Here is a 12,197-nt window from a genome sequence, read left to right on the forward strand (position 1 = left end):
GGACATTGGAAAGTTCTCACGAACATGCCGCGCCGCGGAATCTCCGGCCGCGAGGTGACCCCGGGCGACATCCGCGCGCGAGGGGAGTTGCAGCCACGCCGGAGGGGATCTATCGTCGGCCCTGTCAATTAATGGCCTCTTCCGCGCTCGCGCGGTTCATTAAGGGGGGGCTGTGAGTGCAGCGGCGAACGCTCTGCACTGGCATGAATGATATGGAGGTGTGTTGTGGCTGAGAAGATTTCTGCTGAGGCGGGTGCGCTACTCGCTGGTGCGAACGCGGTGAATGACACGAACGCGAGCATCGCGCAGAACGTGCGCGCTGTTGATGGCGCCGCCGGCGCGACGCGTCCGTTGTGGACGGGTCCTGCGGCGAACCAGTACTTCTCGCTCGTGGAGCGGTGGGAGGCCGAGGCCCGCAAGATCAACCAGGTCCTCGTGACGCTGGAGGGTGCGCTGCGCGGTACGGCTTCGGACCAGGCGGCGACCGACGAGTCGAACCAGCAGATCATTGGCGGCCTGGGCGCGACTCTCGCCTGAGCTTCCCGGACACTCGAAGGATATTGACGATCATGGACTCTTTCTCCGTCAACCCGGCCGCGCTGGAGCAGCTGTCGTCGGACATCGGCCAGCGCGGTAAGGCCATCAACCAGGCGCTCGAGAACCTGGACGCAAAGGTTTCGCAGCTGCGTGCTTCGTGGGAGGGTGACGCGCAGGTCGCGTACGACACCGCTCACGCTGCGTGGTCGCGTTCGATCAACCAGATGAACACGCTGCTGCTGCAGATCGGTCAGCAGACCGACGCCATCAAGGGCGACTACCTGCAGAGCGACCGCAAGTCGAAGGGCCGTTTCGAGATCTGATCTCGGGACACCCACCGGTCTGCCCCCGGGCGGACCCCATTGAGCGGGACGGAGCTTTCGCTCCGTCCCGTTCATCACTTCCGATGGCGGGACTCCGCCGACAAGAATCAGTGATCGAGGGGGAATCATGAGCGGTCCGAAGATCAGCGTCGACCCAGACGCCGTCGCGGCCGGTGTCAAGCGCCTGTGGCGCGCGATGGACGGGAACGGCGGAAACACCGATCTCGCCCAGATGGCGAGCAGCATCTCGCGGTTCGAGGGCGGCTCAGACATCGGGGCGATGAGCCAGTTCGTGGCGAAGTTGCGTGCAGATCTGCAGAACCGCAGCTCCGACGCACAGAACTTCAACTCCAACGTCAATCTGAACATCCAGAACCTGCAGGCCGCCGTCACCGATCTGATGAACACGGACTCGGCTGCCGGGCAGGTTGGACAGCAGCTGCTCGGCCAGATCGGTGAAGCCACCGGCGCACCCGTCGGAACGGGCGCCGGCGCCGGCGGTGCCGCCCTCACCCCCGCACCCGCAGCCGACGGCGGCAGCGCGCAGCCGGCTGCAGGCGGCTCGAACCAGGACAACACCCGCGACGAGTACGCCTGAGTCTCCCGCGGCCCAGCAGGCTCTGGTGAGCCGGGGCTCGCACCAGACTCACCGGCTTCGCGCTCGGTATATCGGAAGAAGGACTAGCTGTGGAACGACGTGTCGGACGCACCGACTGGGAGAGTGAGCTGCGGCGGCTCGCCTCGGGAGAGGCCAACATCACGCTCCCGAACGCCCGCGAGATCGCTGCCGCTCTGGATGAGATCAACACGGCCCTCGGTGGAGCGACCAATGACGGGCTTCAGGGGACTGCGGCCGAGGCCGCCGTCACCGCTTTCGGCGAGGACGCCCGTGACGCCCTGACCCTCAAGGACGACGTCACCCGGATCATGACCGCCGTGGACCAGGCGAACGCTCAGCGCCAGGCCACCGCGCAACGCTACGTGGATGATCTCGACTCGGGGTACCCGGAGAAGCTCGAGTGGTGGCAGGAAGGGCTGCTGCGCGGAGCCACGGTCGGATCGACCTGGACGCTCGGGCCGTTCTCCTTCGTGGTGGCCGAGGGTGTCGTGGGCACCGTCAACGACCTGCTTGCCTCGCAGCGCAGTGCGCGCGCTCGGGAAGGGGTGCAGGCCGTCAGCGCGGTCATGGACACCGAAGCGGCGAGCCTCGGCGGGGAGCCACGCATTGCGTCCCGGTCGCGTCAGCGCAGCGACGAGGCGTGGCCGCCCCCTGGTGAGGGGGTCCCCGGTACAGGCGGTCCCGGCACAGGCGGCTCCGTCCCCGGCGGATCATTCGGCACCTATCCCGGTGCCAATGACAACCCGGGTGTGGATCTGCCGCCGGGTGTGACGTACGATCCGCCGCGCGACGACAACGACAATGATTTCCCGGGTACGAACCCGACCTTCCCGAACGACCCCGACTACCCCGAACCGCCGGTGTGCCCTCCGGGCCCGGGCGGCGACGGGCCGGGTGGTCCCGATGGCAACGGCCCCGACCCGTGGAGTCCGGACGACAACGGCCCCTGGGGCCCCGATGGGCCTCGAAACCCGGATCCGACCGGCTACCTGCCCGACGGCTATGACCCCAACGACCCGAGCACCTGGGGTGGTCGCGGTCCGAACGGCGCGCTCACGCCGGACTCCTCGATGGGCGGTGGCTCGCACGGCTGGGGAACGGGCACGACCCGCGTCGGCGGCGGGCTGGGAGTCGGCGGCCTCGGCGGCAGCGGATCGACGAGCCTCGGCGGCCTCGGCGGCGGTGCGGGTTCGGCCGCGCTCCTGGGCGGTGCCGGTGGCGCCGTCTCGCTGGCGGGCGCAAAGCTCATGCAGACCGGAGGCCCGGGACTCGGCGGCGGCCTGCTCGGCAGCAGCGGTGCCGGGTCCGCTGCGGGTGCCGGCGCCGCCGGCGGCCGAGCGGGAGGCGCGATGGGAATGATGGGTGGCGCTGGCGGCGGCGGTGCTGCCGAGAAGAAGTCACGTCCGGGCCTGGCGGGGCTGCGCGCACCGCAGCTCGATGGCGACGAGGACCCGACGCCCCGGTCTGAAGCCGCCGGTGCCGGCGGACGCGATATCTGACGTGCAGGTGGTGAAGACGAGCAGCACTCGTCCCCGGGCGAGGGCCCTGCAGGCGCTCGTCGCGTTCGGCCTGGCCGTGATGATGTCGGTGTGCGCCGGCTCGGCGGCTTCGGCCGAGCAGGAGGACCCGAACTGGTGGTACAACGGCATGCACGTCGATGAGGCGCGAGCCGAAGGTCTCACGGGGGCGGGGGTGAAGATCGCCGTGGTCGACACGGCGATCAACCCCAACCTCGGACCGTTCCAGGGCGCGAACCTCACCGTGAGCCCGGGAACGAGTTGTGCTGCCGGGGGAGACCCCGTGTCCGAAGTGTCCTCGGACGGAGCCCGCCACGGCACGGGCATGGTCGCGCTCCTCGTCGCACGACCCGTCGGAGAGTACCCGATGCGCGGCATCGCTCCCGACGCCGACGTCACCTTCTACTCGGCCGGGCCGGACGAGTGCGTCGACGGTCCGGACGGGCGTACCAGCATCATGGACGCCGTGCTGCGGGCCGTCCGGGACGGCAACCGGATCGTGTCGGTGTCGATGGGACAGAGCGAAGCCCCCGAGGCCGATGCCGCGGTCGTGGCGGAGGCTCTGGCCAAGGGCGTGGTCATCGTCACGTCGTCGCCGAACCACAACGTCGAGACGAACCTCGTGTCGCCGTACACCTACAACGGTGTCGTCTCGACGGCAGCCGTCGGCCGTGACGGTGCGCAACAGACGGATCCGGACGGGGTGACCCCCGTGATCGTCCCCAGCGTCACCGTCGTGGCCCCCGGCATCGGCATTCTCGGCCTCGGCAACGCTGATGGCTGGGAGGGCTACTCGCTGTCCACCGGCTCGTCCAACGCCGCACCGCTCGTGGCCGGTTCGCTGGCGCTGCTCGCTCAGAAGTACCCGGCCGCGACGGGCAATCAGCTGATCCAGGCGCTGATCTCCTCCACCGCACAGGCCCGGCTCGGCAAGCCACGCGACGAGACGGGTGGATACGGCTACGGTGCGGTGTCGCTGCGCAACCTGCTGGCGACCGATCCGACGACGCTGCCGGATGAGAATCCGTTGATGGACAACCCTCTGGGCGTTCCGACGGCTGCGGACGTCGCCGCTGCCGGCGGGACTCCGACGTCGTCGCAGGAGCCCTCCGCGTCGCCGGGTGCCGGACAGACCGATACCGGATCGACTCCGGGAACGGACGCTCCGCCGGCAGCAGGGTCCACCGGCGCGATGTCGGCTGCCCTGCCGTGGCTGATCGGCGGCGGCGTGGGTGTTCTCGCCGTCGTGATCGTCGTGGTGATCGTGGTCGCCACTCGGACGCGCCGCACGCCGGCGCCCTGAGATCAGGGACCGAAGGCCCGCGCCCCCTCGCGATCGGCTTTGTCGTAGAGGGCGGCGAGCTCGCGCGTCACCTTCGCGTTGCGGGTGAGCTTTCCGGCGCGGGCCTCGATCTTGGCGATCGTGTCCAGCGTCATCGTGACGGCCGCATTCGATGCGCCGCCGGAGGTGTTCGCCTGAAGCGCGCGGAGCTTCTCCAGGAGCGTGGTGGAGGCCTGATAGAGCGACTCCGCGCCCTTCTCCATCGCGACCGCCTGATCGATGATCGCCCCGACGTCCACCTTCAGTTCATCGAACACGGTCATCACCCCCGCGCGGGGCGCGCAGCTGCGTGACGATCGAGGCGTCGTCGCCGACCGCCTCGGCGATGCGATCGGCCGCGGCCTCCCGTGCGGCCTGCTGAGCCTCAGCGATGGTCCGGGTGACGAGGGGACCGAGCGTGGTGGCGGGAACGTGCGTGTCGGCGAACACGACCGATCGGATCGTCCCGTCCGCTCCGGCGACGACGGTCACCTCGCCGCGGGAGGATCGGGCGGTACCGGTCGCCCCCTCGGCCCCGTCGATCGCGGAGCGGAGCAGGGCGTGGCGCGTGCGCGCCGCGTCGAACTGCTGCTGCACCTTCGCTCGAGCCGCCTCGACCTCGGCTGCGTAATCCGTCATGCTCATCCTTCCGATCCGCGTGCGTTCGCGTAGTTGACGACCTCGTCACGCCACATCACCAGCGCAGCGCCATTGCGGGCGAGCTTGTCGACCAGATCGACGCTTCGTGCCGCTACATGGATGTTGTCACCCAGCACCGTGCCGGGCGGGGTGTGCAGGAACGTCACCGAGGCGATGTCCGTCTCCGAGATGCGCTCCCCGGTCGTGCGCAGCATGAGATCCAGCTGTTCCCCCGTGAGCGATTCCTCCGTGCTCACTGCCACGTCGAGGTCCCAGCCCACGGTGAGATCGCCCCGGGAGACCGTCACCTCGTCGAACTCACCGGAGTCGACCAGAGCCCGCTGGATCTCGGCGACCACCTCGTCACGAGAGGACGCCGCCGAGTGCGAGGCATGGTCAGTGCCCGCTCCCGGCATGCAGGCGACGAGAGCCGCGGAAGCCGCGCCGATCAACACGAGCGCGGTGGCGATACGGGCGGAGCGTCTCATTCGTGGGTCTGTCCTACGTAGGTGTCGGTGATCTCGCCGTTGAGGAACGACCAGTCGTTCTTGAACGTGCCGCCGCCGTTGATGTAGTCGCGCAACGTGTCACGGTACGTCCCGGCGTTGTGCTCGGGATGATCGATCGGCTGACCGTTCTCGTCGACCGCACCGGTGGGCGTGGGCCGGAGGATCCAGTCAATGTTGTCCGGGACGGTCGGCTTCGGCGGGTTGAACTGCAGCTGCATCAGTCGCGGGTCGGGGTTTGCGGGACCGTTGGGGTCGCCGTCGAGCTTCGGGACCACGTCGCCCTCGTGCTCCACCTGAAGCACCGGGATGTTGCTCGGGATGTTGTAGTGATCCGTCGGGGAGCCGTTGGTGACGATGCCGATCGTGTTGTAGCCGCTGGAGGGGTCGGATCCGAGGTTGCCCGCCATGATGCCGCCCTGGCTGAACCCGGACCACACCACGTCCGAGCCGGGCGCGACGCCGGCGTCGTGCAGCGTGTTCAGCACGGCTCGCTCGTACTGGGTCTTGAGCCAGGGGTTCTCCATCATCACCAGGGCGATGTTGGAGTCGAGATCGTTGACCGGGCCGTAGTCCTTCAGCAGATCCTTCCAGGCGGCGTCGCCCATGACGCTCTTGAGGAGGCCCCAGTCCAACGTCGACGGCAGGTTCACGAGCGTGTACTCCGAGCCGTCGGGCCGGCGCACCGTCTGCACGCTGATCGCGGTGCCGTCGCCCCCGCTGATCTCGTCGATCAGACGGTTCTGGTCGAGGAGGTCGACGGGGGAGGAGATCCCGCCGTGATCCATGAGCTCCTGATACGCGCGCTGGCGGTCGGGGGAGAGCTGATCCGGATCGAGCTCCTCGACGTCGCGGTCGTCCTGCAGCAGATCGCCGGCTGCACTGCCGAGCAAGTTGCCGAGGATTCCGCCGAGCGGGCCGCCCAGCAGGCCCCCCAGCCCGGTCGCGAGCGGCGGGATCATCTCGCCGATGATCTGCCGGAGCCGGTCCAGCGCCTCCTGGAGGATGGGAATGAGGGCCACGATGAGCGTGACCAGCTCGCCGAGTGCCGTGATCAAGCGGTCGACGAGGTTCTTCCCCGCCTGCACCAGCTCCCAGACGGCGTCCGCGAACTCTCGCAGGTCGTTCCAGAAGTCCAGCGGATTGCCGTCGAACATGGCATCCCACAGCTTGGCCGCCGCCGTCAGCATGCTGCAGATGAACTCCCGGGTCGCCGCCACGATGGTCGATGCCAGCCGCAGTGCGGCCGCGGTCGCCGATGACCACTCGCAGGCGTCCCGGACCACGGGGGCCAGATCGTCGTAGCGCTCGCGGAGCTTTCGGACGGACCGGCCGTCCAGAGCGTCCAGGCGAGCGCGATCGGAGCTCAGCTGGCCCGACACCGCCTGAGCGTAGTTGGCGATCCGCTCCCAGTCGCCGGCGAACGCGACCACCGCCGAGGGATCTCCCAGCAGCTCGTCGAACCAGTCCTGCAACGGCTGGACGTATCGCAATGCCCAGCCGACGAGACCGGGGATGGAAGCGCAGCCGTCTCCGCCGCTGGTCGGCATCCCGCCGCACCAGTCGCCGCCGCGCAGTCGTGCGGCGACCGCGGTGGCGTCGCTCACGGCTCCAGCTCCGCGATCTTGGCGGCCGCCGCCTCCTCGATGTTGCTGAACGCATCGAACACGCCGTCGACGCCCTCCCGCATCTTGTCGAGCATCGTGCTGACCGCCGACAGCAGGTCATCCGCACGGCCGGCGAGGTCATTGATCGGGCCCGGGAGATAGCCGTTCATCTGGCCGAAGGCGCTTCCCGGCATCCGCGTACCCGCCGCGGACGATGCCTTCGTGATCATCGCCGCATGCGCGGCGAGTGACCGCGACTGTGCGGTGAGCACCTCCGCATCAAGGATGATCGTGGTCCGCCCGGCGACGCCGCCGCCTCCTGCTGTCATCTCGGTGTCCCCCTGACGCCCGTGTGCCAAGCACCTGTGCGCTCAGCACATTCACTTTCCCACGTGATCCGCCTGCAGCGGAATAGCCTCTCAGGAACCCGGGCGCGTTGCCCGGTGGCTCCCGGAGCGCGTATAGTTGATCGGGTGTGCGTCCGCGCGCGCGTTCGACCGTGCCTCGGCACGGATGAGCGGGCTACGGGGTCACGCTCTCGGGAACGACCGGCGATCCGGTCACCCCCACGGCATATCCACATCAGCAGGGCAGCCAGTCTGCCGCGCCCGTGGATGAACGTGAAGCCCCTTCGACACGGAGAGAAATCTCCTCACTGCGGGGGACGAGAACACGACGCTGTCACCGTGCAGCAAACAAGGAGAAGAAGTGCCAACTATTCAGCAGTTGGTTCGCAAGGGACGGTCGCCGAAGGTCAGCAAGACCAAGGCTCCCGCTCTGAAGTCGAACCCGCAGCAGCGCGGCGTGTGCACCCGTGTGTACACCACCACCCCGAAGAAGCCGAACTCGGCGATGCGCAAGGTCGCTCGTGTGAAGCTCTCCAACGGGACCGAGGTCACCGCGTACATCCCCGGTGAGGGCCACAACCTCCAGGAGCACTCGATGGTGCTCGTTCGTGGTGGTCGTGTGAAGGACCTCCCCGGTGTCCGTTACAAGATCGTCCGTGGTGCGCTCGACACCCAGGCCGTGAAGAACCGTAAGCAGGCTCGTTCCCGCTACGGCGCGAAGAAGGGCTGATACCAATGCCTCGTAAGGGTCCCGCCCCCAAGCGCCCGGTTGTCAACGACCCGGTTTACGGCGCACCGATCGTCACGTCGCTCGTGAACAAGATCCTCGTCGACGGCAAGAAGTCGCTCGCCGAGTCGATCGTCTACGGCGCCCTCGCGGGTGTCGAGGAGAAGAGCGGCCAGGACGCCGTCGCAACGCTCAAGAAGGCGCTCGACAACGTCCGTCCCACCCTCGAGGTCCGCAGCCGCCGTGTCGGTGGCTCGACCTACCAGGTTCCGGTCGAGGTCAAGCCTCACCGTGCCAACACGCTGGCGCTGCGCTGGCTCGTGTCGTACGCGAAGGGTCGTCGTGAGAAGACGATGACCGAGCGCCTGCGCAACGAGATCCTCGACGCCTCGAACGGCCTGGGTGCCGCGGTCAAGCGCCGCGAAGACACCCACAAGATGGCCGAGTCGAACCGCGCCTTCGCTCACTACCGCTGGTAATGAGCCCTTCCGCTCCGCTCGGGCCCTGCGCCCGGGCGGAGCGGATCCTGATCGCACACTTCACGTAAGGAAGACCCCGTGGCACAAGAAGTGCTCACCGACCTCAAGAAGGTCCGCAACATCGGCATCATGGCCCACATCGATGCCGGCAAGACGACGACGACCGAGCGCATCCTGTTCTACACGGGCGTCAACCACAAGATCGGCGAGACCCACGACGGTGGCGCGACCACCGACTGGATGGAGCAGGAGCAGGAGCGTGGCATCACGATCACCTCTGCTGCTGTGACGTGCTTCTGGAACGGCACGCAGATCAACATCATCGACACCCCCGGTCACGTGGACTTCACGGTCGAGGTGGAGCGCTCGCTCCGCGTTCTCGACGGTGCGGTCGCCGTGTTCGACGGCAAGGAGGGCGTCGAGCCCCAGTCCGAGACCGTGTGGCGTCAGGCGGACAAGTACGACGTCCCCCGCATCTGCTTCGTCAACAAGATGGACAAGCTCGGTGCCGACTTCTACTTCACCGTCGACACGATCGTCAACCGCCTGAAGGCCAAGCCGCTCGTGCTGCAGCTGCCGATCGGTTCCGAGAGCGACTTCGTCGGTGTCGTCGACCTGATCAACATGCGCGCTCTGGTGTGGCCCGGCGACGCCAAGGGTGATGTCACCATGGGCGCCAAGTACGAGATCGAGGAGATCCCGGCGGACCTGGTCGAGAAGGCCAACGAGTACCGCACCGTCATCCTCGAGACCGTCGCCGAGACCAGCGACGAGCTCATGGAGAAGTACTTCGGTGGCGAGGAGCTCACCATCGACGAGATCAAGGCCGGCATCCGCCAGCTGACGATCGCCGGCGAGCTGTACCCGGTTCTGTGTGGCTCCGCCTTCAAGAACCGTGGTGTGCAGCCGATGCTGGACGCCGTGGTCGACTTCCTCCCGTCCCCGCTGGACGTGCCCGCCGTCGAGGCGCACGACCCGAAGGACGAAGAGATCGTCATCGAGCGCAAGCCCTCGAAGGACGAGCCGTTCGCGGCCCTGGCCTTCAAGATCGCCGTGCACCCGTTCTTCGGTCGTCTCACCTACGTGCGCGTCTACTCGGGTCACCTCGACTCGGGTGCCCAGGTCATCAACTCGACCAAGGGCAAGAAGGAGCGCATCGGCAAGATCTTCCAGATGCACGCCAACAAGGAGATGCCGGTCGAGTCGATGACCGCCGGTCACATCTACGCCGTCATCGGCCTCAAGGACACCACCACCGGTGACACCCTGAGCGACCCGTCGGCACAGGTCGTGCTCGAGTCGATGACCTTCCCGGAGCCGGTGATCGAGGTCGCCATCGAGCCCAAGACGAAGGCCGACCAGGAGAAGCTGGGTACCGCTATCCAGAAGCTCGCCGAAGAGGACCCGACGTTCCGCGTCGAGCAGATCCAGGAGACCGGCCAGACCCTCATCAAGGGAATGGGCGAGCTGCACCTGGACATCCTCGTGGACCGCATGAAGCGCGAGTTCAAGGTCGAGGCCAACGTCGGCAAGCCGCAGGTGGCTTACCGCGAGACGATCCGCAAGGCCGTCGAGAAGCACGACTACACGCACAAGAAGCAGACCGGTGGTTCCGGTCAGTTCGCGAAGATCCAGTTCAACATCGAGCCGCTTGAGGTCGAGGGCGACAAGACGTACGAGTTCGTCAACGCCGTCACCGGTGGTCGTATCCCGCGCGAGTACATCGAGCCCACCAACCAGGGCTTCCAGGACGCGATGAACGTCGGTGTCCTCGCCGGTTACCCGATGGTGGGCGTCAAGGCCACCCTCGTCGATGGTGCATCGCACGATGTCGACTCGTCCGAGATGGCGTTCAAGATCGCCGGATCGATGGGCTTCAAGGAGGCGGCTCGCCGCGCCAACCCCATCATCCTCGAGCCGATCATGGCCGTTGAGGTCCGTACTCCGGAGGAGTACATGGGTGACGTCATCGGTGACCTGAACTCGCGTCGTGGCCAGATCCAGTCGATGGAGGACGCCCAGGGCGTCAAGGTCATCCGTGCCCAGGTTCCGCTGTCGGAGATGTTCGGCTACATCGGTGACCTGCGCTCGAAGACCTCGGGTCGCGCCGTCTACTCGATGGAGTTCAACTCCTACGCCGAGGTTCCCAAGAACGTCGCGGAAGAGATCGTTCAGAAGGCTAAGGGCGAGTAATCGCCTGATCGGGGGCGGCATCCGCCGCCCCCGGAGCCTGCTGGCTTACAACTTCACAGACTCGGAGACGCTGTCTCCACTACACTGAAATCAACCCCTGTAGCGAGCCGGTCGCAATCCAGTGCCCGGAATCCCTACACGAATGTCCTGAGGAGGACCCAGTGGCTAAGGCCAAGTTCGAGCGGACCAAGCCGCACGTCAACATCGGTACGATCGGTCACGTCGACCACGGCAAGACCACGCTGTCTGCCGCGATCTCGAAGGTGCTCGCTGACAAGTACCCGTCGGACACGAACGTTCAGCGCGACTTCGCGTCGATCGACTCGGCTCCGGAGGAGCGTCAGCGCGGTATCACGATCAACATCTCGCACATCGAGTACGAGACCCCGAAGCGCCACTACGCGCACGTCGACGCCCCGGGTCACGCTGACTACGTCAAGAACATGATCACCGGTGCTGCTCAGATGGACGGCGCCATCCTCGTGGTCGCCGCCACCGACGGCCCGATGGCTCAGACCCGTGAGCACGTTCTGCTCGCCAAGCAGGTCGGCGTTCCGTACCTGCTCGTCGCGCTGAACAAGTCTGACGCGGTTGACGACGAGGAGATCCTGGAGCTCGTCGAGCTCGAGGTTCGCGAGCTTCTCTCGTCGCAGGGCTTCGACGGCGACAACGCTCCGGTTGTTCGCGTCTCCGCTCTGAAGGCCCTTGAGGGTGACGAGAAGTGGACCGAGGCCATCCTCGAGCTCATGCAGGCCGTCGACGACTCCGTGCCGGACCCCGAGCGTGACCGTGACAAGCCGTTCCTCATGCCTGTTGAGGACGTCTTCACCATCACCGGTCGTGGAACGGTCGTCACGGGTCGCGCCGAGCGTGGCACGCTGAAGATCAACTCCGAGGTCGAGATCGTCGGTATCCGTCCGACGCAGAAGACCACGGTCACGGGTATCGAGATGTTCCACAAGCAGCTCGACGAGGCCTGGGCCGGCGAGAACTGTGGTCTGCTCCTCCGCGGCACCAAGCGTGACGACGTCGAGCGTGGCCAGGTTGTCGTTCAGCCCGGTTCGGTCACCCCGCACACCGAGTTCGAGGGCACCGCGTACATCCTGTCCAAGGACGAGGGTGGCCGCCACAACCCGTTCTTCACGAACTACCGCCCGCAGTTCTACTTCCGTACCACCGACGTCACCGGCGTCATCACGCTGCCCGAGGGCACCGAGATGGTCATGCCCGGCGACACCACCGACATGACGGTCGTGCTGATCCAGCCGATCGCTATGGAGGAGGGCCTCGGCTTCGCCATCCGTGAGGGTGGTCGTACGGTCGGTGCCGGTACCGTCACCAAGATCATCAAGTAATTTCGGTTACTGAGTTCTGACGAAACC

At 66.9% G+C, this 12,197-nt stretch carries 14 protein-coding genes; 9 read left to right on the forward strand and 5 right to left on the reverse strand.

Annotated elements, in window-relative coordinates; all coding sequences use genetic code 11:
• Positions 1-225: 225 nt before the first annotated feature.
• From LQ566_RS09970 to LQ566_RS09990, 5 genes are all read left to right on the forward strand, one after another.
• A complete protein-coding gene (locus tag LQ566_RS09970; RefSeq protein ID WP_231091535.1) occupies positions 226-537 on the forward strand; it encodes a WXG100 family type VII secretion target in 312 nt (103 codons plus the stop codon).
• A gap of 32 nt (positions 538-569) precedes the next feature.
• Entirely contained in the window at positions 570-860 is a 291-nt protein-coding gene (locus LQ566_RS09975; RefSeq protein WP_231091536.1) for a WXG100 family type VII secretion target, read from the forward strand.
• 127 nt (positions 861-987) lie between these two features.
• The gene (locus LQ566_RS09980) at positions 988-1,458 is read left to right on the forward strand and encodes a hypothetical protein (protein WP_231091537.1); all 471 of its coding nucleotides are present in this window, start codon (positions 988-990) and stop codon (positions 1,456-1,458) included.
• Between the two features lie 89 nt (positions 1,459-1,547).
• A complete protein-coding gene (locus LQ566_RS09985; RefSeq protein WP_231091538.1) occupies positions 1,548-2,978 on the forward strand; it encodes a hypothetical protein in 1,431 nt (476 codons plus the stop codon).
• A 10-nt stretch (positions 2,979-2,988) separates the two neighbouring features.
• The gene (locus LQ566_RS09990; protein ID WP_231091539.1) at positions 2,989-4,299 is read left to right on the forward strand and encodes a S8 family peptidase; all 1,311 of its coding nucleotides are present in this window, start codon (positions 2,989-2,991) and stop codon (positions 4,297-4,299) included.
• A gap of 2 nt (positions 4,300-4,301) precedes the next feature.
• Here the strand turns inward: LQ566_RS09990 and LQ566_RS09995 are convergent, their stop codons facing one another.
• Genes LQ566_RS09995 through LQ566_RS10015 form a run of 5 tightly spaced genes read right to left on the reverse strand, consistent with a single transcriptional unit; the run spans position 4,302 to position 7,398 of the window.
• The gene (locus tag LQ566_RS09995; RefSeq protein ID WP_231091540.1) at positions 4,302-4,595 is read right to left on the reverse strand and encodes a hypothetical protein; all 294 of its coding nucleotides are present in this window, start codon (positions 4,593-4,595) and stop codon (positions 4,302-4,304) included.
• Positions 4,585-4,956 carry a YbaB/EbfC family nucleoid-associated protein gene (locus LQ566_RS10000; RefSeq protein ID WP_231091541.1) on the reverse strand — a complete coding sequence of 124 codons (372 nt, stop codon included), beginning with the start codon at positions 4,954-4,956 and terminating at the stop codon, positions 4,585-4,587. The genes LQ566_RS09995 and LQ566_RS10000 overlap by 11 nt, the downstream gene beginning before the upstream one ends.
• Before the next feature lie 2 nt (positions 4,957-4,958).
• Positions 4,959-5,444: a hypothetical protein gene (locus tag LQ566_RS10005; RefSeq protein ID WP_231091542.1), complete on the reverse strand. Its 486-nt coding sequence runs from the start codon at positions 5,442-5,444 to the stop codon at positions 4,959-4,961.
• On the reverse strand, positions 5,441-7,069 hold the full coding sequence (locus LQ566_RS10010) for a hypothetical protein (protein ID WP_231091543.1): 1,629 nt from the start codon (positions 7,067-7,069) through the stop codon (positions 5,441-5,443). The genes LQ566_RS10005 and LQ566_RS10010 overlap by 4 nt, the downstream gene beginning before the upstream one ends.
• Entirely contained in the window at positions 7,066-7,398 is a 333-nt protein-coding gene (locus LQ566_RS10015) for a hypothetical protein (RefSeq protein WP_231091544.1), read from the reverse strand. Before LQ566_RS10015 ends, LQ566_RS10010 begins: the two co-directional genes overlap by 4 nt.
• 379 nt (positions 7,399-7,777) lie before the next feature.
• On the opposite strand from LQ566_RS10015, the gene rpsL reads away from it, so the two are divergent.
• The 4 genes from rpsL (at position 7,778) to tuf (ending at position 12,170) form a co-directional block, all read left to right on the forward strand.
• Positions 7,778-8,146, forward strand: a complete 369-nt coding sequence (rpsL, locus tag LQ566_RS10020) for a 30S ribosomal protein S12 (protein WP_231091545.1) — start codon at positions 7,778-7,780, stop codon at positions 8,144-8,146.
• 5 nt (positions 8,147-8,151) lie between these two features.
• Complete coding sequence (gene rpsG / locus LQ566_RS10025) at positions 8,152-8,622, forward strand: 30S ribosomal protein S7 (RefSeq protein WP_231091546.1); 471 nt, start codon at positions 8,152-8,154, stop codon at positions 8,620-8,622.
• A 78-nt stretch (positions 8,623-8,700) separates the two neighbouring features.
• Positions 8,701-10,815, forward strand: coding sequence for an elongation factor G (fusA, locus tag LQ566_RS10030; RefSeq protein WP_308070805.1), 2,115 nt, complete (start codon positions 8,701-8,703; stop codon positions 10,813-10,815).
• 161 nt (positions 10,816-10,976) lie between these two features.
• Positions 10,977-12,170 carry an elongation factor Tu gene (gene tuf, locus LQ566_RS10035; RefSeq protein WP_231091547.1) on the forward strand — a complete coding sequence of 398 codons (1,194 nt, stop codon included), beginning with the start codon at positions 10,977-10,979 and terminating at the stop codon, positions 12,168-12,170.
• The last annotated feature ends 27 nt before the right edge of the window (positions 12,171-12,197 follow it).

The organism is Microbacterium nymphoidis (genome assembly GCF_021044885.1).
In the GTDB taxonomy this organism is placed as follows: domain Bacteria; phylum Actinomycetota; class Actinomycetes; order Actinomycetales; family Microbacteriaceae; genus Microbacterium; species Microbacterium nymphoidis.

Bases quoted from the DNA above. Each gene is read 5' to 3' on its own strand.
- rpsG (WP_231091546.1), top strand. From the start codon at position 8,152: ATGCCTCGTAAGGGTCCCGCCCCCAAGCGCCCGGTTGTCAACGACCCG.
- LQ566_RS10000 (WP_231091541.1), bottom strand. From the start codon at position 4,956: ATGACGGATTACGCAGCCGAGGTCGAGGCGGCTCGAGCGAAGGTGCAG.
- LQ566_RS09980 (WP_231091537.1), top strand. From the start codon at position 988: ATGAGCGGTCCGAAGATCAGCGTCGACCCAGACGCCGTCGCGGCCGGT.
- LQ566_RS10005 (WP_231091542.1), bottom strand. From the start codon at position 5,444: ATGAGACGCTCCGCCCGTATCGCCACCGCGCTCGTGTTGATCGGCGCG.
- LQ566_RS09975 (WP_231091536.1), top strand. From the start codon at position 570: ATGGACTCTTTCTCCGTCAACCCGGCCGCGCTGGAGCAGCTGTCGTCG.
- LQ566_RS10015 (WP_231091544.1), bottom strand. From the start codon at position 7,398: ATGACAGCAGGAGGCGGCGGCGTCGCCGGGCGGACCACGATCATCCTT.